The sequence below is a fragment of the Actinoallomurus sp. CA-150999 genome, from assembly GCF_050942425.1.
Classification (GTDB): Bacteria; Actinomycetota; Actinomycetes; order Streptosporangiales; family Streptosporangiaceae; genus Actinoallomurus.
Genome location: NZ_CP192063.1, coordinates 10,637,664 through 10,657,660, shown reverse-complemented (window position 1 = coordinate 10,657,660; position 19,997 = coordinate 10,637,664). Strand labels below are relative to the sequence as shown.

The 19,997-nt window shown below is 68.8% G+C and carries 14 protein-coding genes; 8 read left to right on the top strand and 6 right to left on the bottom strand.

Translation table 11 applies throughout. From position 1 onward, the window contains the following. Positions 1 to 12: 12 nt before the first annotated feature. The 4 genes from nuoL to ACQP2O_RS49180 all read left to right on the top strand — a co-directional run bounded on the left by nuoL (position 13) and on the right by ACQP2O_RS49180 (position 6,324). On the top strand, positions 13 to 1,944 hold the full coding sequence (gene nuoL, locus ACQP2O_RS49195) for an NADH-quinone oxidoreductase subunit L (RefSeq protein ID WP_433191422.1): 1,932 nt from the start codon (positions 13 to 15) through the stop codon (positions 1,942 to 1,944). 157 nt (positions 1,945 to 2,101) lie between these two features. Next, on the top strand, positions 2,102 to 3,637 hold the full coding sequence (locus tag ACQP2O_RS49190; RefSeq protein ID WP_433176695.1) for an NADH-quinone oxidoreductase subunit M: 1,536 nt from the start codon (positions 2,102 to 2,104) through the stop codon (positions 3,635 to 3,637). Between the two features lie 112 nt (positions 3,638 to 3,749). Beyond that, positions 3,750 to 5,312 carry an NADH-quinone oxidoreductase subunit NuoN gene (gene nuoN / locus ACQP2O_RS49185; protein WP_433176693.1) on the top strand — a complete coding sequence of 521 codons (1,563 nt, stop codon included), beginning with the start codon at positions 3,750 to 3,752 and terminating at the stop codon, positions 5,310 to 5,312. A 16-nt stretch (positions 5,313 to 5,328) separates the two neighbouring features. Next, the gene (locus ACQP2O_RS49180) at positions 5,329 to 6,324 is read left to right on the top strand and encodes a polyprenyl synthetase family protein (RefSeq protein WP_433176691.1); all 996 of its coding nucleotides are present in this window, start codon (positions 5,329 to 5,331) and stop codon (positions 6,322 to 6,324) included. 89 nt (positions 6,325 to 6,413) lie between these two features. Here ACQP2O_RS49180 and ACQP2O_RS49175 read toward each other — a convergent pair whose 3' ends face one another. The 4 genes from ACQP2O_RS49175 to ACQP2O_RS49160 form a co-directional block, all read right to left on the bottom strand. Beyond that, complete coding sequence (locus ACQP2O_RS49175; RefSeq protein WP_433176689.1) at positions 6,414 to 9,038, bottom strand: NACHT domain-containing protein; 2,625 nt, start codon at positions 9,036 to 9,038, stop codon at positions 6,414 to 6,416. Beyond that, positions 9,035 to 9,631, bottom strand: a complete 597-nt coding sequence (locus ACQP2O_RS49170) for a hypothetical protein (protein WP_433176687.1) — start codon at positions 9,629 to 9,631, stop codon at positions 9,035 to 9,037. The genes ACQP2O_RS49175 and ACQP2O_RS49170 overlap by 4 nt, the downstream gene beginning before the upstream one ends. 114 nt (positions 9,632 to 9,745) lie before the next feature. Continuing rightward, entirely contained in the window at positions 9,746 to 13,435 is a 3,690-nt protein-coding gene (locus ACQP2O_RS49165; RefSeq protein WP_433176685.1) for a hypothetical protein, read from the bottom strand. Between the two features lie 607 nt (positions 13,436 to 14,042). Beyond that, positions 14,043 to 14,615, bottom strand: a complete 573-nt coding sequence (locus tag ACQP2O_RS49160; protein WP_433176683.1) for an LPXTG cell wall anchor domain-containing protein — start codon at positions 14,613 to 14,615, stop codon at positions 14,043 to 14,045. Between the two features lie 271 nt (positions 14,616 to 14,886). Between ACQP2O_RS49160 and ACQP2O_RS49155 the strand changes: the two genes are divergently transcribed. From ACQP2O_RS49155 to ACQP2O_RS49145, 3 genes are all read left to right on the top strand, one after another. Then, entirely contained in the window at positions 14,887 to 15,705 is an 819-nt protein-coding gene (locus ACQP2O_RS49155) for a trypsin-like serine peptidase (protein WP_433176681.1), read from the top strand. A gap of 135 nt (positions 15,706 to 15,840) precedes the next feature. Beyond that, the gene (locus ACQP2O_RS49150; RefSeq protein ID WP_433176679.1) at positions 15,841 to 16,746 is read left to right on the top strand and encodes a trypsin-like serine peptidase; all 906 of its coding nucleotides are present in this window, start codon (positions 15,841 to 15,843) and stop codon (positions 16,744 to 16,746) included. Between the two features lie 218 nt (positions 16,747 to 16,964). Next, positions 16,965 to 17,861, top strand: coding sequence for a trypsin-like serine peptidase (locus tag ACQP2O_RS49145; RefSeq protein ID WP_433176677.1), 897 nt, complete (start codon positions 16,965 to 16,967; stop codon positions 17,859 to 17,861). A gap of 1 nt (position 17,862) precedes the next feature. Here ACQP2O_RS49145 and rarD read toward each other — a convergent pair whose 3' ends face one another. Further along, positions 17,863 to 18,768: an EamA family transporter RarD gene (gene rarD / locus ACQP2O_RS49140; RefSeq protein WP_433176675.1), complete on the bottom strand. Its 906-nt coding sequence runs from the start codon at positions 18,766 to 18,768 to the stop codon at positions 17,863 to 17,865. Between the two features lie 103 nt (positions 18,769 to 18,871). On the opposite strand from rarD, the gene msrA reads away from it, so the two are divergent. After that, positions 18,872 to 19,528, top strand: coding sequence for a peptide-methionine (S)-S-oxide reductase MsrA (msrA, locus tag ACQP2O_RS49135; RefSeq protein WP_433176673.1), 657 nt, complete (start codon positions 18,872 to 18,874; stop codon positions 19,526 to 19,528). Positions 19,529 to 19,681: 153 nt separating this feature from the next. Here msrA and ACQP2O_RS49130 read toward each other — a convergent pair whose 3' ends face one another. Beyond that, positions 19,682 to 19,909, bottom strand: a complete 228-nt coding sequence (locus ACQP2O_RS49130) for a hypothetical protein (RefSeq protein WP_433176671.1) — start codon at positions 19,907 to 19,909, stop codon at positions 19,682 to 19,684. Positions 19,910 to 19,997 lie beyond the last annotated feature (88 nt).

Genomic DNA, 19,997 nt, shown 5'->3' with positions numbered 1-19,997 from the left:
TCGATGACCACGATGAACGCTGTTCTTGCCGCCGCGGGGCCGGAACTCCACCCCCAGGCGGCCGAGGGCGTCCAGTCCGCCGCCTGGCTGTTGATCGCCCTGCCGCTGGCCGGCGCGGCGATCCTGCTGCTGAGCGGGCGCCGCACCGACAAGTGGGGCCACCTGCTGGGCACCGCGATGTCCCTCGGGGCCTTCGTCGTCGGTGTCCTCGCGTTCCTGCAGATGCTGGGCCAGGGGGCCGAGGGGCGCAGTCGGTTCGTGCACCTCTTCGAGTACATCCCGGCCGGATCCCTGAAGATCAATATGAACCTGCTGATCGACCCACTGTCGATCAGCTTCGTGCTGTTGATCACAGGCGTCGGCTCGCTGATCCACATCTACTCGATCGGCTACATGAGCCACGACCCGGACCGGCGGCGGTTCTTCGCCTACCTGAACCTGTTCGTGGCGGCCATGCTGCTGCTCGTGCTCGCCGACAACTACGTCGGCCTGTACATCGGCTGGGAGGGCGTCGGTCTCGCCTCGTACCTGCTGATCGGGTTCTGGCAGCACAAGCCGAGCGCGGCCACGGCGGCCAAGAAGGCGTTCATCGTCAACCGGGTCGGCGACTTCGGCCTCTCGGTCGCGGTCATGGTGATGTTCGCGACGTTCGGCTCACTGAGCTTCCAGGACGTCTTCGGGCACGCCAAGGAGGCGTCCCAGGGCACCATCACCGCGATCGGCCTACTGCTCCTGCTCGGCGCGTGCGGTAAGTCCGCCCAGCTGCCGCTGCAGTCCTGGCTCCTCGACGCCATGGAGGGCCCGACCCCGGTGTCGGCGCTCATCCACGCGGCGACCATGGTCACCGCGGGCGTCTACCTGATCGTCCGCTCCCACGCCATCTTCGAGCTGTCGCCGGACGCGCGGCTGCTCGTCACGATCGTCGGCGTCGCGACGCTGCTCGCCGGTGCGCTCATCGGTTGCGCCAAGGACGACATCAAGAAGGCCCTCGCCGGCTCGACGATGTCGCAGATCGGCTACATGGTGCTGGCCGCGGGCCTCGGCCCGGCCGGCTACGTCTTCGCGATCGCGCACCTCATCGCGCACGGCTTCTTCAAGGCCGGCCTGTTCCTCGGCGCCGGCTCGGTCATGCACGCGATGAACGACGACGTCGACATGCGCAAGTACGGCGGCCTGCGGAAGGTCATGCCGATCACGTTCGCGACGTTCGGCCTCGGCTACCTCGCCATCATCGGCTTCCCCGGCCTGTCCGGCTGGTGGACCAAGGACGGCATCATCGACGCCGCCTTCGAGAAGGGCGGCACGTCCGGCCAGATCCTCGGCTGGCTCGCACTGCTCGGCGCCGGCATCACCGCGTACTACATGTCCCGCGTGATGTTCATGACGTTCTTCGGCGAGCCGCGCTGGGACGAGGACGTGCACCCGCACGAGTCGCCGAAGGTGATGACGGTCCCGCTGATGCTGCTGGCGATCGGCTCGATCGCGGGCGGCGCGTTCCTGATCGCCGGCGACCGGTTCGCGAAGTTCCTCGCGCCGGTCGTGGGCGAGCCTGAGGCGGCGCACAAGCTGATCACGCCGTACACCGGGATCGTGTTCGCACTCATGGTGGTCGGCATCGGCATCGCGTACCTGCAGTACCTGCGACGCCCCGTCCCGCGCACCGCCCCGGCGGGCAACCCCGCGGTCACCTTCGCCCGCAAGGACCTGTACGGCGACGCGCTCAACGAGTCGCTGTTCATGCGGCCCGGCCAGTGGCTGACCCGCCTCACCGTCTACTTCGACAACCGCGGCGTCGACGGCATCGTCAACGGCCTCGCCGCGCTCATCGGAGGGACGTCCGGGAGGGTCCGGCGCGTGCAGACCGGCTTCGTCCGCTCGTACGCACTGTCAATGTTCATCGGCGCCGCACTCGTGGTCGGTGCCCTTTTCCTGGTGAGGCTGTGATGGCCACGACTGCCGCACTGACACGCCGTTTGCGGCATGGCGTCGCACGCACTGTCAATACGTGCTCGCTGGAGTGCCGCACTCGTGGTAGGCGCCCTTTTCCTGGTGAGGATCTAGTGGTCGCCACGACTTCCCTGCCGCACCGGAAGGTCGCCTCATGCTGACTGCCCTCATCGCGATACCCGCTCTCGGGGCGCTGCTGGTCGCACTGCTGCCGAAGGGCCGCGATCTGCTGGCCAAGCAGGTCGCCCTCGGCGTCACGCTGGTCGTGGCGGTGCTCACCATCGTCATGGCGGTGCAGTTCAAGACGGACGGCGCGCGCTTCCAGTTCACCGAGAAGTACTGGTGGATCAAGCAGTTCGGCGTGCACTACAGCGTCGGCGTCGACGGCGTCGCGCTCGTGCTCATCGCACTGTCGGCGATCCTCGTGCCGCTTGTCGTGTTGGCCTCCTGGAACGACGCGGAGCGCTCGGGCGGCGTCGACACCCCGCCGAAGCGGTCCGTGAAGACCTACTTCGCGCTGCTGCTCAGCCTCGAGGCGATGATGATCGGCGTCTTCGCGGCGACCGACATCTTCCTCTTCTACGTCTTCTTCGAGGCGATGCTGATCCCGGTGTACTTCATCATCGGGTCCTACGGCGGGCCGCAGCGCTCGTACGCCGCGGTGAAGTTCCTGCTGTACTCGCTGTTCGGCGGTCTGCTGATGCTCGCCGCCGTCATCGGCCTGTACGTCGTGTCGGCCAACGCCGGCCACGGCACGTTCCTGTTCGAGGAACTGCGGAACCTCCACATCGCGCCGACCACGGCCAAGTGGCTGTTCCTCGGCTTCTTCATCGCCTTCGCGATCAAGGCGCCGCTGGTGCCGTTCCATACCTGGCTGCCGGACGCCGCCGGCCAGGCGCCCGCGGGCGCCGCCGTGCTGCTCGTCGGCGTGCTCGACAAGGTCGGCACGTACGGGATGCTGCGGTTCTGCCTGGAGCTGTTCCCGGGCGCGGCCAAGTGGTTCACGCCGGTCGTGCTGACCCTGTCGGTGATCGGCATCGTGTACGGCGCGGTCCTCGCGATCGGTCAGGTCGACATCAAGCGCCTGATCGCCTACACGTCGATCTCCCACTTCGGCTTCATCACGCTGGGCATCTTCGCGATGACCACGCAGGGCCAGAGCGGCGCGACGCTGTACATGGTCAACCACGGGTTCTCGACCGGCGCGCTGTTCCTGCTCGCCGGGTTCATGATCTCCCGTCGTGGGTCGGCGCGGATCGACGCGTACGGCGGCGTGCAGAAGGTCGCGCCGCTGCTGGCCGGGACCTTCCTCGTCGCGGGTCTGTCCGGGCTGTCGCTGCCGGGTCTGTCGAGCTTCGTCTCGGAGTTCCTGGTCCTGGTCGGCACGTTCACCCGCTACAAGGTGCCCGCGGTCATCGCGACGGTCGGCATCATCCTGGCCGCCGTCTACATCCTGTGGATGTACCAGCGGACGATGAACGGCCCGACCGCCGAGGCGGTCAAGGGCATGAGCGACCTGTCAAAGCGTGAGCTGATCGTCGTCGCGCCGATCATCGCGATCATCGTCGCGCTCGGCTTCTACCCGAAGCCGGTGCTGGACGTCATCAACCCGTCGGTGAAGCAGACCCTGATCCAGGTCCACCAGCAGGACCCGAAGCCGACGATCGCCGAGAAGGGAAGCCACCAGTGACCCGGAGCGGGGCCGCCGCAGCGAGCGGAGTCGTCGGCCGACCAGCGTTTTTCTGCGCGCCTCCGGCACGACGAAGGCCGGCGGCGGAGCGAGTGAGAAGGGTGAGCGACCAGTGAGCGCAGTGGTGTTGGCGGCGGGGGACATTCCAACGCCCCATATCGAGTACGGGCGGCTCGCCCCGATCCTGATCGTGCTCGGGGCGGCGGCCGTCGGCGTGCTCGTCGAGGCCCTCGCGCCCCGCGCCCAGCGGTACGGGCTGCAGGTCCTGGTCGCGGCGGTCGGCCTGGTCGCGGCGTTCGCCTGGACGATCGCGCTCGGCCTCGGCGACCAGCCGCACCACGTCGCCGCGATGGGCGCGATCGGCGTCGACGGGCCGACCCTGTTCATCCAGGGCACGATCCTCGTCCTCGCCATCATGTCGATGCTGCTGATCGCCGAGCGGACGCACGAGGCCAGCCCGTTCACGGCGCAGGCCTCCACGGTGCCCGGCAGCCCCGAGGAGCGCGAGAGCCTCGTCGCGGGCCTCGTGCAGACCGAGGTCTTCCCGCTGGTCCTGTTCGCCGTCGGCGGCATGCTGATCTTCCCGGCGTCGAACGACCTGCTGACGATGTTCGTGGCCCTGGAGGTCATGTCCCTGCCGCTGTACCTGCTGTGCGGCCTCGCGCGGCGCCGCCGTCTCCTCTCGCAGGAGGCCGCGGTGAAGTACTTCCTGCTGGGCGCGTTCTCCTCGGCGTTCTTCCTCTACGGCACCGCGCTGCTGTACGGCTTCGCCGGCTCGGTGCGGCTGTCGGACATCGCGACGGCGATCAGCAAGCAGAGCGGCACCGAGCCGCTGCTGCTCGCGGGTGTCGCGCTGCTCTCGGTCGGCCTGCTGTTCAAGGTCGGCGCCGCGCCGTTCCAGGCGTGGAAGCCGGACGTGTACCAGGGCGCTCCGACGGCGATCACCGCGCTGATGGCCTCCTGCACCGTGGTCGCCGCGGTCGGTGCGGTCCTGCGGGTGTTCTACGTCGGCCTGGAGACGCTGCGTTGGGACTGGCGGCCGATGATGTGGGCCATCGCGATCCTCACCATGCTGGTCGGCGCGGTCGTCGCGATCACGCAGACCGACGTGAAGCGGATGCTCGCCTACTCCTCGATCGCGCACGGCGGCTTCCTGCTGACGGGCGTCGTCGCGACCAACAAGGCGGGCCTGTCCGCCACGCTGTTCTACCTGGCCGCGTACGGCTTCACGACCGTGGGCGCCTTCGCCGTCATCACGATGGTCCGCGACGCCGGCGGCGAGGCCGGGCACCTGTCTCGCTGGGCGGGGCTCGGCAGGCGCCAGCCGCTCGTCGCGGGGACGTTCGCGTTCTTCCTGCTCGCGTTCGCCGGTATCCCGCTGACCAGCGGGTTCACCGGTAAGTTCGCGGTGTTCCAGGCCGCGGTCGCCGGCGGCGCGCTGCCGCTCGTGATCGTCGGTGTGGTGTCCTCCTCGATCGCCGCGTTCTTCTACGTCCGGGTGATCGTGCTGATGTTCTTCAGCGACCCGGCGGCGGACGGGCCGACCGTGGCGTTCAGCCCGACGACCGCGGCTGCTGTCGGAGTTGGGGCGTTCGTTACTCTGGTCCTCGGTGTGATTCCCGGCCCTGCGCTGCACCTGGCGCAGTCGGCCGCAAACCAGCTGTTCGTTCGCTGACCCCTGGGGAGAGTCTGTGAGTAGTGCCCTTCTGGGCCTTCCGGCCGTCGATGACACACTCGCAGCGAATGTCCAGGGGCGGCTGACAGATGTCGAGGAGGCGCTGCGGGAGGCGGTGCGGAGCGACTACGCGCTCATCGCCGACGCCTCGCGGCACCTCGCCGACGCGGGCGGCAAGCGGTTCCGGCCGATGCTGGTGCTGCTCGCCGCCCAGTTCGGTGACCCGTCCGCGTCCGGGGTCATCCCGGTGGCGGTCGTGGTCGAGCTGACCCACCTGGCGACGCTCTACCACGACGACGTGATGGACGAGGCGGTGATGCGCCGGGGCCAGGTGTCGGCCAACTCTCGGTGGAACAACACCATCGCCATCCTCATCGGCGACTTCCTGTTCGCCCGCGCCTCCGACCTGCTGGCCGATCTCGGGCCGGAGGCCGTGCGCATCCAGGCGCGCACCTTCGCCCGGCTGGTCCAGGGCCAGATCCAGGAGACCGCCGGCCCGGCCGAGGGCGCCGACCCGCTCGAGCACTACATCGAGGTGGTGGCGGGCAAGACCGGCTCGCTGATCGCCGCGTCGGCGCACCTGGGCTCGCTCCTGGCCGGTGCCGCTCCGGAGATCGTCACGACGCTGACGTCGGCCTGCGAGAAGATCGGGGTCGCGTTCCAGCTGTCCGACGACATCCTCGACATCGCCTCGGAGTCGGAGGAGTCGGGCAAGACCCCCGGCACCGACCTGCGCGAGGGCATCCGTACGCTGCCGGTGCTGCACGTCCTGCGCTCGGCGGCGGACGAGGATGCCCGCCTGCGCGAGCTGCTGTCCGCCGACCTCACCGACGACGCCGCGCACGCCGAGGCGCTCGCCCTGCTGCGCGCGCACCCGGCGATGGACCGCGCCCGCGCCGACCTGCGCCGGTGGGTCGACGAGGCCCGTGCGGAGCTGCTGACCCTCCCCGACGTGCCCGCGCGGGAGGCGTTCCTCGGCCTCTGCGACTTCGTCCTGACCCGGACGAGCTGAAGCTTTAGGGCCTGTCTCGAGCTGAAGCTTCAGTGCCTGTCTCGAAGTCCCCGTCCGTAGCGAGCGGCATCGGCGTCGGCCTCCGATGCTCAGGTGCCGTGGGCGTCCTCAGGGGCGGTGAGAAATTCCTGAAGTTCGCGATGCCGAAACTGGTAGGTGGCGCCGCTGATACGCAGCAGCCGTGCCTCGCAGGCCCAGTCGAGAAAGCTCAGGAGCCGCAGCGGAAGCAGGCCGCGCGCGGCTGCGATGAGCAGGCCGATCATGGCGCGGGACCAGGCGACCGCGCCGAAGGCCAGGCCGAATGCCACGCCACCGATGAGCGCACACACCACGGACTCGATGACTCCCTGGTTCATGACGAACACGAGCACGGCGGCGACGCCGCCGGTGAGGCCGAAGGCCACTCCGATCATCGGATTGCGGTGAAGGGCCTCTCGTGGGTGGGCCAGTTCCGCGTCCTTGCTCCAACCACCCGTTGCGATCTTGAAGACGACGCCCAGTGCGAACGCCAGGGCGAAGCCCCCTGTAACCCCGACGAAGAGTTGCACCGAGCCGGCGGCGGCGAGGCGTAGCGGCGGCAGCCCGGTGAGCGCCCCGCACAGTCCGAACCCCAGGAGGGTGAGGGGCTCGGTGCGGATCACCTCGGAAAGGGTCCTGTGCTCGGCCCGTTGCCGCCCGGCCGCGGTGAGCCCGATGAGCGCTCCGAGCACCGAGCCCCCAGCGGCCCCCGCGGCGACGGCGAAGCCCGGACCGAACACTCTGCCTGACGTCAGCATGAGGCCGCCCAGACCGCCGAGCACCCCGACCGGGCCGCCCGCGAGAGCACCGAGCAGTCCGCCGATCATGCGGCGCCGGTGGGGCACGTTGGCGCGTCCGCCGTCGGCGGCCGGCCATGGCGACAGTGACAGGCCGGTGGCGATGGCCACCCAGCCCACCATCAGAGCCAGAGTAAGACCTTCTCCCGCGCCCAGCCCGTCGCGCAGGTCGGTGAGAGGATCGACGGCCGATCCCACCCAGAACGCCAGCATGGCGATCACCGCGAATATCGCGCAGCACAGGCAGTGCAGCGCCCGGACCCGACGCCGGCCGCCGATCGGCCACAGCAGGTGCGGGACGATGTCGATCGCCGTGAGACCGGACGGCGGCCGATCCATCTCGGCGGCGCGGGCCGCCTGCCACCGCAGGTGGTCGGCGAGGTGCTCCAGCCACGACCGCACCTGCGCGGGATGGTATCGAGTGCCGTCGGCTGTGCGCGGGGTGAGCCCGGTCGCCGCCGGGACGTACGCTTCGAGTAGTCGTCGGCCTATCTGGGCCGCTGCTTCGGGGAGACCCGCGGCAGGGGCGACGTGCAGTAGTTCGGCGGTGTCGGCGCCGGACTCCACGGCGGTCGCGGTCAGCGACAGCCGCCACGGTGTGCGCAGAGCGGAATGGACCGCGGTCCCCGATGGTCCCGTCAGCGCCGCGTGGATCTGGTCGCGGTGCGGGCTGCACGGATGGTCGTCCGGCCAGCGGGCACGCAGGTACGCGTTGATCTGCTCGACGGTCAGATCGTGCAGATGTACGCGGGTGGAGTTGTCGAGTCCGACCCGGGATTCGACCAACTGGGCATGGCGGTCGGCTCGACAGGTGACGACGACCGCACCTGGCCGCCGTCCGGAAAGATCGCTGTACCGGTTGAGCTCGGTCAGCAGTCCGATCGCCCGGCGGGGCGGGCCCGCGGAGGGCTCGGGGTCCAACTCGTCCAGCCCATCCATCACCGGCAGTACGCGGCGGTCCCGCACCAGCCGCAGCGCGTCCGTGGCCGCGAGTCCGAAGTCCTGCACCAGTTGCTCGGCCAGCCACTGTTCGAATGGGCTCCCCGGGGTCCAACGAGCGGCGTTCACGCGTACGGGCACCATCGGCCGGCCACCGGGCCGCCCCTGAATGTCCAGCAGGGGCTCGACCAACTGCAGGACCAGTTCGATCGCGAGTACCGTCTTGCCCGCTCCTGATTCACCGACGACCAGCAGGCGCTGGGGGCGTAGGTCGTCGAAGAAGTGGCCGATCGAGTGCAAATCGTCCCGCATCTCGCCGGTGCCGTCGTCGTGGCGGATCGAGTCGGCGTGCGATCTGAAGGAGAGCGGTGCGATGCTGTAGCCGCCGAGCAGCCCCTTGCGCGCTCTGTCCTCCTCCCGGGCCACTCGCCGTGCCAGCAGTGCGATGGTGTGGTCGTGTTCGGGATGGTCGGTGATGTCCCCATGAGTGGCCACACCCGCCCTTGCGATCACCACAGGCGCGTCCGCCACGACCGGACTGTCGGGTTCCACCGGCCCGGGCGCCGTGACCACCGGCGACGTTCGCTCGTCGCCGCTTTCCGCGGGCGGTGCACTGATGGGGGCCTCGGCCAGGGTGCTCCTGGCCGCGCGCCAGCGTTCGAGCTCATCAGGGATGAGTTCGGCCGGATGGTCGCAGTAGCGCAGGCATGCGGTGACGAACGCCTTGACGAAATCCCATCGTGGCAGCTTGTCGGTCTGCCGTAGAACATGGGAGACCGTGCTCTTGGGCAACGCGTCGATCGTGGCGCCGTCCGGGGTCACCGCCTGGCCGCCGAGTGACCGGAGTCTGCTCAGCGGTGGCTCGCCTGCCCACTGCTTGAGCAGGACCAGCGACCGGACGAAATCCGCGACGGTGTGGACCTCGGTGGGATCGGGGGGACGGGGGCTGCCCGCGGTCATCGGTGCCCCGTCCTCACCAGCGACCATTCGAGGGTCGCCGCGCGGCGCCGAGGCCATCGCCCGTCCGGGAATGTGCCCACCAGCGTTTGAACATGACGTGACTCCATCAGGAAGTTGCGCGCCTCGTCGGATTCGACCAGCTCCCGGCCGACGGCGATGGGAACGAACCCGTGCCGGGGGATGTAGACCCATCGGCCGCGGTCCCAGTCATAGGGATCGAACCAGTGGTGGCGAACCGTGCCGGACACCCGCACTTCCGGACCGGTCCGCGTCAGGGTGAACGATCCCCGTGAGCGCAGCATGCTCATTCTGCTGACATAGAAGAGTTCCGTGCCGATGAGCGCGTTGATCCGGGCGTCCCAGTGATCGTGGAGCCAGGTCGAGGCGCCGTCGGGCAACCGTTTCGCCTCTTGCGCGAGCTGGCGTTCAAAACGGTGCTGATTCTTCTGCTCGGCCTTTTGGATCACTCTGTACGAGCGCAGCCAGCGCGACGACAGCGTCCTTGAGGCGCCGGCGCCGTCCATGAAGTGCTCCAGGAAATCGGACGCCATCGGATGGACGTCGCGTCCCTGGTCGACGATCGAGCGGAACAACGTGGCCAGTTCCGGGACGGGTCTGCCCGTTCGCCGCCGGAAACCTCGTAGGAACATCCTCGCCCTATCCGTAGGGATGACGTGGGGCAGTATTCTCGCTGCGGGCATGCACCGTCACGGACATATCCGTCGGAACTTCTCCTGCGGCACGTAGCGCTCCCATTCGGCACGGGTGAAGGAGCGGCCGGCGATGGCGCATGCGGCGGCGACCGGGTCGGCGGGCAGGACGACGTTCCACAGCCTCGCGGTGCCGTCCTCGCTCACCGTCGCGACGGTGGTTCCGTCCCGGCCGTAGGCGATGTCGGTCACGGTGCTGGTATGTCCCGTGAGCGGAGCCCCGATCTGGCGGTACGTCGACAGATCCCACAGCCTCACGGTGCGGTCCGCGGAGCCGGTCGCGAGAATCCTGCCGTCAGGACTGAACGCCATCGCGCTGATCCGGCCGGCGTGACCGGTTAGAGCGGCTCCGACCGGACGATGGCCCGCCACGTCCCACAGCCGTACGGTGTCATCGGCGGCTCCGATGGCCAGGGTCCTGCCATCGGGGGCGAACGCCATGGAGACCATGATCACGTTGGTGCCGACGGGCAGCGGAGTCCCGATCTGACGGCCCTTGGCCACGTCGAAAAGACGCACGTTGCGGTCGAAGTCATCGGTGGCCAGGAAGGCGCCGTCGGGGCTGATGGCCATCGCCGAGATGATGGGGGCGTTGCCGGGAACGCGGATTCGTGTCCCGATCTCGCGGCGGCCGGCGAGGTCCCAAGACGTTATGGAATCGTCCTTTTCGACGGCGAGGAACCTGCCGCCGGGGCTGAGCGCCGTGACACCACTGCGTTTCTCCACGTAGCCGGGAGAACCGGTCTGACGTCCGCTCGTCGTGTCCCATGTCCGCACGGCGTCGGTGCTCAAAGTCGTGAGTGTCCGCCCGCCGGCACTGAAAGCCATTTGAAAGACGGCGCCGCCGCGCGACGGGCCGTCCGTCGGGCGCAGCAGGCGGCCGGTAGGACGTTGGGTGGCCACATCCCACAGGCGGACCGCCGGATCGTCTCTGCCGGGTCCGCCGGTGGCGACGGTTCGTCCATCGGGGCTCAGCGCGATGGCGGATCTTCCGGGCATGGCGTCGCCGATCTGCTGGTGGGTCATGGGATCCCACAGCCGCACCACGCCGTCGTCGCCCGCAGCGGCGAGGAGCCTTCCGTCAGGGCTGAACGCCACTCGCCAGATGGGAAGGTCGTTGGCGCCCAGTTCGCCCACCTGCTGATGGCTGGTCGTGTCCCAGAGACGGATGAGGCCGTCGTCTCCGGCGGTGGCGAGCCGCCTGCCGTCGGGGCTGAAGGTGATCCAATAGAAGGCGCTTCTGCCATCGGGCCTCCTCAGGGCGGCACCGATCTGCCGGTGGGTGGCCAGACTCCAGAGCCGGGCGGTTCCATCCGTGCTCGCGGTCGCGAGGCTCTTCCCGCCCGGGCTGAACGCGACGCCATCGACGTCACCGGTGTGTCCCGCGAAGGGCGCGCCGATCTGATCGTGGGAGGTGGTGTCCCAGAGGCGTACGGTGCGGTCAGAGCTCGCGGTGGCCAGGCGCTTCCCGTCGGCGCTGAAGGCCACCGCGTTGATCGTGTCATGGCCGTCCGCTCCAGTGGCGCGGCCGATGTTCTCCCACCGTTGGCGGCCGTCGGCGACATCCCACAGCCGGACGGTGTTCCTGAAGCCCGCGGACGCGAGAGTCCTCCCGTCCGGGGCGAAGGCGATCGTCGACACGAGAGCCCCGTTGTCCAGCGGGCGCCCCACCTGTCGGTGCGTGGACACATCCCAGAACCGGACGATCCGGGCGCAGGCCGAAGCCAGCACCCGCCCGTCGGGACTGATGGCCACCTGCACCCCCGCCGGGAGCCAGTCGGAGCACTCTTGTCGCGGGAGGACGATCGGGGCGCCGAGTTGCCGATGCGAAGCCGTGTCCCAGAGGCGCGCGGTCCCGTCCTCACCGCCGGTGGCGATCATCCTGCCGTCGCGGCTGAACGCCGATGATCTGACGTACGCCTGGTGCCCGACGAGCGTTCCGCGGGTCGCGCCCGCCGTCGTGACCAGCAGACGATGGCGGGCCTCGGGGGTGGGCGCGATTCGCCACGCCGCCACGGCCAACTGCGCGGAGGTGATCGGATCGCCGACGATCTCGCTCTGCGCTGCCAGCTGGCGTGAGACCGCCAGTCTGCGTTGGTGGTCGGCCTCGTTCGCCGCGTTGACGGCGCTGCCGGCCGCGATGAGGGCGAAGACCGTCAGCACCGCCAGGCCGGCCATCACGAGACGGCGACGGCGGCCTGCTCGCCGGGCCGCCTGCGTCGATGCCGAGATGAAGCCTTCCACGGTGGGGCCGGGCGGCGGGAAGCTGTCGGGGTCGCGGTCCCAGCGGGGCCGGCTGTCCTGCACGGACAGCAATCGCGCGCCTCGGTAGAGGAAGGCGGTGTCGCGGTGATGCCCGGCCCACTCCGCGGCGTCGTCGATGAGCCCGTCGTACACCGCTTGTGCGGTCAAGTCGGGTTCGAGCCACAGACGAAGTGCCGGCCATGCGGTCAGGAGCGCGTCATGGGCGATTTCGACGGCGTCCTCGTGCAAAGTGATCAATCGCCGGTCGGCGAACGCGGACAGCAGCGTCTCGACACGATCGCGCCGCTCCGCCGAGTCCGCGGACGCGGCCGCGTGAATCTCGGGCAGCGTCACCCTGCGCCGCGCCACTCGCCCACCTGCGGTGATCAAGGTCATCCGCCGGAAGAGCTTGAAGGCGGTCTTGCGGTCGTCCGTCGACAGGAGCCCGAGGACCTCGTCGGCGGTGCGCCGTACGGAGTCGCGGATCTGGCCGGACTCCTCATAGCCGCGGATGGTCAGCCGACCGTTCTCCCGCCTGTCCCACATATTGCGCAACGCCTGCGAGAGCAAGGGCAGGGCCCCGGCCTCGTACCGATCGCCGACGGCCTGGTCGGCGCGCAACTCGCCGAGGATGGTCTCCACCAGGCCCGGCTCGATCTCCAGGCCCACCGCGGCCGCGGGCCCGGTGATGGCCAGCCGCAGATCCTCTTCCGTCATCGGCTCGACGATGACCTGGCCGTCCTGGATGGCCTCCGCCAACTGCGGGTAGGCGGCGCATCGGTCCCAATAGTCCGCGCGCACACCGATGATCACTCCGGCTTGCGCGGGACCCTCGGCCAGGGCGTGCAGAGCCCCCACGAACGCTTGGCGCTCCCGCTCGTCCGCCACCACGGTGAACAGCTCCTCGAACTGATCAACCACCAGTATGGGTCGGCGGTCCGGGGGGACACCTCCGGACAGGGCATCCTGCGGCTCGTCTCGCAGCCCCTCGTAAAGCTTTTCGGTGTCCCCGCCGAACACTTCCGTCCAGCGCTCCGCCAGTGTGCGCAGCGGACTTGAGGTCGGCGTCATGAGCAGGCGCGGCCAACGCTGCGATCCGACCGCCGGCAACATCCCTTGCGCCAGCGCCGGCATCAGCCCCGCCCGCAACAGCGACGACTTGCCCACACCCGAGGGACCCGAGACCAGCAGCATGGTGCCGTGCTCTGTCAGGCGTGATCCCAGGCGCTCGAGAATGCCGCGGGTCGCACGTGTACGCCCGAAGAAGAACTCGGTTCGCTCGGCGTCGAATGGCGCAAGGCCCTGATAAGGGCACTCATCGTCCACAACGTCGGACGCCGTCGATGGGGCACCGTATTTCCGCGGATGGAGGGGTCTCCCCGGCGCCTGCGGCAGCGCCGATGCCCGCGGCCGGCGATGGTCGCCGTGGCCACCCTGATCCATGGCCTTCATTCTGTCGAATCGCGGTCGTATCGATCAATCGCGTCCGAACAGGGCAATAGGGCCGCGGCTGTCGGCCGGAGGCCGCCCACGACGATCCGCAGGTCACTTCGCCACCGGCCGGTTCTGGTCTCGTGCACGTCGTCCGATCCCGTGCGGTTCCGTCCGACGGGTGGCCTGAACAGCATGAACACGCGTTAGGTGTACTTGCGGATCTCACCAACGAAGAAACAGGGGACCGAGCGAACCATGCGCAGCGGGATCGACTCTCGGAAGCGATACGGGAACGTCCAGTGCACATCCGGTGTGCTGGAGGGCGGATCGTTCGACGCACACCAACGACGTTGGTCAAGGGGTATGGCGAACGTCGCCTCGACGAGGACCTCAACACGACCGGCCGGAACGCCGGCGGGCTTCGCCCCTGGGGCTGGAACGATGCCCATCCGTAGCGCCGGAACACGCATCACCTAGACGGCGGCGACGCCCCACGGCTGGTCATCGCTCAGGAAGTGGCAGCCGTGGGGATAGCAGGTGCCGTGGGGATAGCAGGTGCCGTGGGGCACCGGTCACCGGTGCGTCGGCAACCCGGTGAACCTATGTTGTCACCGCACTAATTACGTCGGCGGCGGGCGAACAGCAGGCCGGCGCCGCCGAAGATCAGCACCGCCATGACCCCAATGATCGCCAGGAACGGCATGTTGGAGCTCTTCTTGCTCTGCGACGCGGCGGGGCTGGCGTTGAGCGTGGCCGTGGACGACGTGGGGTGAGGTGACGCGCCGCCGGGGGTCGCCTGCGACGTGACGGGCTTGTGGGACTGCTTGCCGGGCGTCGCGGGCCTGCCGGCCTTGGCGGCCACGACGATCTGACCGCGGACCGTACGGCCGTTGCCGCACGACGCGGTGATGGCGTACGTGCCCGGCCGCAGGTCCTTCTTGAGCCGCGGATCGCCGTCGCCGGTGTCCGCCTTGCCGTAGAGCGTCACATCGTGGGCGAACGCCTCCGACTTCGCGATGTGCGGTGTCGGGCCGACGCTGCAGTCGGGAACGGAGATGTGGATCCGCTGCCCGGCATGCGGCGTGTTCGGTGTCACATCGATGCCCTGCGCGGCGGCGGGCGCGGCGCCCAGACCGGTCGCCATGACGGCCGCAACGGTGGCCGTGACGGCCTTACGCGCTGGTCGCACTGCTTCCTCCTCCAAGCCTCGCGGGCTCTCGCCACCGCTGTGCGGGCAGCGTCAGGTCAATCCAGGCACATGCAAGTTACTGCATATCTTGATCAAGCGCCGCGAGGTTAGGGCTACGCTATTGATTCGCTTTGCTTGTGTTAACGGTTGTCAATAGACGGGGTAGCTGGTGCGGTCGACGAGGATCCTCCCGATTGTCCTGATTCCAGCGACGTTGGTCACTCTTGCGGGACCGGCGCTCGCCGGGCCCGCCAATGAGGACGGTACTCCGGTGACCGTCCAGGCGGACGATCCGTTCGGTCTCGCCGACCCGGCCACGTTGGCGTTCTGGACTGTTAAGCGCATGGCGGCGGCGACGCCGCTCGACGGACGGCCGACGCAGGCCCTCTCGACCGGCAAGATGGGCATCGCGTCCAGCAGGCCGACCGCGGCCACGTGGACCGGAAGCCCGGTGGTCGGCGCGCTGTTCCTGAGCAACGGCAGCGGCAGCCACTACTGCACCGCCAGCGTCGTCAGCACGCCCAAGAAGAGCCTCATCCTCACGGCCGGGCACTGCCTCTACGGCACCAAGGGCTGGGCCAAGAACATCGTCTTCGTGCCGCGCTACAGCAACGGCAGCCGCCCGTACGGCGCCTGGACCATCAAGTACATGTACGTCGACTCGCGCTGGAAGAAGAACCGCGACCCGGACCTCGACTTCGGCTTCGCGGTGGTCGGCACGCGCAACAACAGCAAGATCGCGGACGTCGTCGGCGCGAACCGGCTCGTCATCAACCAGGGCTACACCAACCGGGTCCGCGTCATCGGCTACCCGATGAAGAAGTACTCCTCCGTCGACAAGCCGATCTACTGCACGGTGACCACCCACAAGGCCTTCAAGTATCAGATCAAGTTCGACTGCAACGGCTTCTACGGCGGCACCAGCGGCAGTCCTTGGCTGAAGAATTACAACACCACCACCCGGCGCGGCGACGTGATGGGCGTGATCGGGGGCTACCAGGAGGGCGGCAAGTACGACTGGCGCTCCTACAGCTCGGTCTTCGACAAGGACATCAACCACCTCTTCACCACCGCCAAGAACCGCGGCTGAGGGGCCTGTCTCGAGGTCCCCGTCCGGCCGCGCGGCGGCCAGAGCGCGACACGGCCGCCGAAAACCCGGCGGCGGCGCGGCGATGATGCGATAGTTCGTTATCGTGTACGCCTGCGCACGGAGGGTGAGTCACCGGTGAAGACCAGACGACTGTGCTGTGCCATCCTGACCGGCCTGGCGTCGATCAGCCCGGCCTCGCCGGCCGTGGCCGCCGGAAGGCACGGCGCCCACCCCGTCTCCTTCGTCGACCCCGCCGCCGGTGCGCGCGCCGCCGCGTACTGGACGGCGGCCCTCATGGCGTCGGCGACCCCTCTCGACCCTCGGGACGTGCGCCTGGCGCGGCAGGCGGGGCCGCCCTCGGCGATCCCCTCGGCCGTCCCCACGGGCGGCAGCCGCGTCGTCGGAGCGCTCTTCTTCGGCAGCGGCAGCGGCCGCCACTACTGCACCGCCAGCGTCGTCGACTCACCGAAGCGGAACCTCCTCATCACGGCGGCCCACTGCCTGTACAGCCCGACCAGCCACACCTGGAACAGCCACATCGTCTTCGTCCCGAAGTACAGCCAGGGCCGCCGCCCGTACGGCACCTGGCCGGTCTGGCTGATGGTGACGGACGAGCGCTGGCTCGACCACGGCGACCAGGACGCCGACGTCGGGTTCGCCGCCGTGCAGGTGATGGACGGCCGGCGCATCGCCGACGTCGTCGGGGCGAACGAGATGCTCGTGAACACGGGTTATGCCAACCGCGTCACGGTCATCGGCTACCCGTCGAAGGCCAACTACCCGAGCGACCGCCCGATCCGCTGCACCGGCCGCTCATACCGGCAGGAGGACCGCCAGCTCCGGTTCGACTGCGGCGGCTTCACCGGCGGCACCAGCGGCGCCCCGTGGATCGCCCAGTACGACGACCAGGCGCAGCGCGGCTACGTGATCGGCGTGATCGGCGGCTATCAGCGCGGCGGCGAGTACGACTGGCGGTCCTACAGCCCGCTCTTCGACGACGACATCGGCCGCCTCGCCGTCACCGCGAACAATCAGGCCTGAGCGCTGGGGAGCGACCCCGTACCCGCGTGTGGGGGAACGTCCACATCCGGCCACGACGCGGCACCGAGATGACCTTGCTGACCTGCGGATACGCCCCCGGTCGGACGATCGGAACGACGGTATCCGCGGCCTGATCACCCGAAATCTGGGTCTATCGCATTAATGATCATGAAATAGTGCGCCGTCGTACTATTTTCGATCATGAAAGCGGGGGCCTGGTGAAGATCAGACCATTGCTCCATGGCGCGCTGCTCACCGCGTCACTGTCCTCCCTCGCGGTGCCGGCCGCCGCGGCCGACACCGGCACGGTACGGGTGGTGAGCCACGAACAGGACACCGCGAGCGTCGCCGCCTACTGGACCGTCTCCCGGATGGCGTCCGCCACGCCGGAGCGAATCCGGTCGTCCGGGAAGACCCCGGATCTGGCCGGTCCGCCGGCCGGGACGCCGACCTCGAAGCGGAGCGGGGGCAGCAAGGTCGTCGGCGCGGTGTTCTACAGCAACGGCAGCGGCAGCCACTACTGCACCGGGAGCGTCATCCACACGGCGGGGAGGAACGCCGTCCTCACGGCCGGGCACTGCCTCTACGACGCGAACAAGCACCGCTACTTCAGCAACATCGCCTTCGTCCCGGACTACAACACCTCCCATCCGAGGCCGTACGGCGTCTGGCCCGTCCGCCAGATGTGGCTGGACGGGCGCTGGACCGGCCACGGCGACCCCGACCTCGACTTCGGCTTCGCCGCGGTCCGCACGGTGGGCGGACGCCACATCGAGAACGTGGTCGGCGCCAACAAGTTCCGCGCGACTCAGGGCTTCCACAAGTGGGTGACGGTCATCGGTTACCCGCAGAAGCGGTACTACCCGGCCGACCGGCCGATCCAGTGCTCCAACTACACGTTCAAGCACTCGACGTTCCAGCAGGGCTTCGACTGCAAGGGCTACTACGACGGCACCAGCGGCAGCCCGTGGATCATGAACTACAACAGCCACACGCAGAGCGGGTACGTGATCGGCGCGCTCGGCGGTTTCCAGGCGGGTGGCGCCACCGACTGGCGGTCCTACGCCGCGGTCTTCGACAACGACGCCGCCACCCTCCTCACCAAGGTGAACTGACTCAGGCCGCCTCGGCAACGGGCTCCGGCCGGACCACCGCGCGCCGCTTGGAGCGGGCGGTGCGGAGCCCGTCCACGCTGAAGATCACCAGAGCCGTCCAGACCAGCAGGAACCCGACCCACCGGCTCGCCGGCATCGCCTCGTGCTGGACCACCAGCCCGATCAGGAACTGCAGCACCGGTGTCAGGTACTGCAGCATGCCGATGACCGTGAGCGGCACGCGCGTCGCCGCGGTGTTGAACAGCATCAGCGGGATCGCCGTCACCACTCCGGCGCCGACGAGCAGGGCCACATGCCCGGCGCCGTGCCCGGTGAACGTCTGATGCGGCGCGAACAGCGTGCACCCCAGGGCGGGCAGGAACAGCACCGCCGTCTCCACCGTCAGGCTCTCCGCCGACCCCGTGGCCGCGAACTTCTTGATCAGGCCGTACGTGCCGAAGCTGCAGGCCAGCAGCAGCGCGATCCACGGCAGCCGGCCGTAGTCCGCGGCGAGGACCGCGACGGAGACCACGCTGATCCCGATCGCCGCCCACTGCCAGCGGCGCAGCCGTTCCCGGAAGATCAGGACGCCGAGCAGCACGCTGACCAGCGGGTTGATGAAGTAGCCGAGGGCCGCCTCGATCGTGTGCCCGTTGTTGACGGCGTAGATGTAAATTCCCCAGTTGATCGTGATGACCGTCGCGGCGAGGGCCAGCAGCGCGATCCGCCGTGGCCGCATGGTCTTGAGCCAGCCCCAGTTCCGGCGCACGGCGAGGATCACCAGCACGGCGGCCAGCGACCACATCATGCGGTGGGCGAGGATCTCGATCGGCCCGGCAGGCTTCAGCAGCGGCCAGTACAGGGGGAACAAGCCCCAGATCGTGTATGCCGCGATGCCGGACAGAATGCCACGACGGGTATCAGCCACGGAAAAATTGTAGCAAGTCGTAATCAGCGTAAATGCTGAACGGTACTGTCAAGCAATGCTTCACGGACGACGTCTCGTTTGCGCCGGGGGATAGCCTGCAGGGGTGTTCGGATTCGCGAAGACGAAGATGATCAGTCCCGACGAGGCCCTGCCCGGACGGGACACTTCCATGCCGGTGGCCGAGCGGCACACGGTGCTCGGCACCCCCCTCGCCCCGCCCTACCCGCCCGGCACCGCGATCGCCGAGTTCGGTGAAGGCTGCTTCTGGGGCGTCGAGCGCGCCTTCTGGAAGATCCCCGGCGTCGTGTCCACCGCCGTCGGCTACGCGGGCGGCTACACCGAGAACCCCACGTACGAAGAGGTGTGCTCCGGCCTGACCGGCCACGCCGAGGTCGTGCGCGTCGTCTACGACCCGGCCAAGATCTCCTACGAGCAGCTGCTGAAGGCCTTCTGGGAGGGCCACGACCCGACCCAGGGCATGCGCCAGGGCAACGACGTCGGCACGCAGTATCGCTCGGTCATCTTCTACCGCGACGACGCCGAGCGCGACGCCGCGCTGGCCTCCCGCGACGCCTACCAGAAGGTCCTGACCGAGAGCGGCTACGGCGAGATCACCACCGAGATCGTCCCCGCCGGCGAGTTCTACTTCGCCGAGGACTACCACCAGCAGTATTTGTCGGACGCCAAGAACCCGAACGGCTACTGCGGCGTCGGTGGCACCGGTGTCTCGTGTCCGGTGGGCATCGCCCGCGCTGAGTAAGGCGTGACCTCGGGCAGATCGGCTGTCCCGCACCTCAGAGCGCCGCCTCTCCCGCCGAACTTACGGCGTGATGATGGCCGGCGATGCCAAGAAAAGGAACGTGCCGCCGAGGGGTCGGCGGCACGTTGTTGGGGCTGGCGCCTGTAGCTGGCGCTAGTTGTTCGAGCCGCGCGACAGTCCGACGAGGTACGAGCAGCCCAGAATCGCCACGGGCAGGCCCAGCTGGACGGCGTGCCAGTAGCCGATCTCGGGAACGGCGGGCCACCACACCTCGTGGGCCGTCGCGATGGTCACCATCAGGACCCATCCCATGGACATCACGCCGAGCGCCGCGCGCACGGCGAAGATGGCGAGCACGGCGATCTTGTCGGAAAGCTCCATTGTGTTCTCCCTGTTTGTAGCGATATCTAGGGAGGAACGTCCGGGCAAAGAGCTGCACCGCAACATGCCTTCTCTATCTACGTGGCGT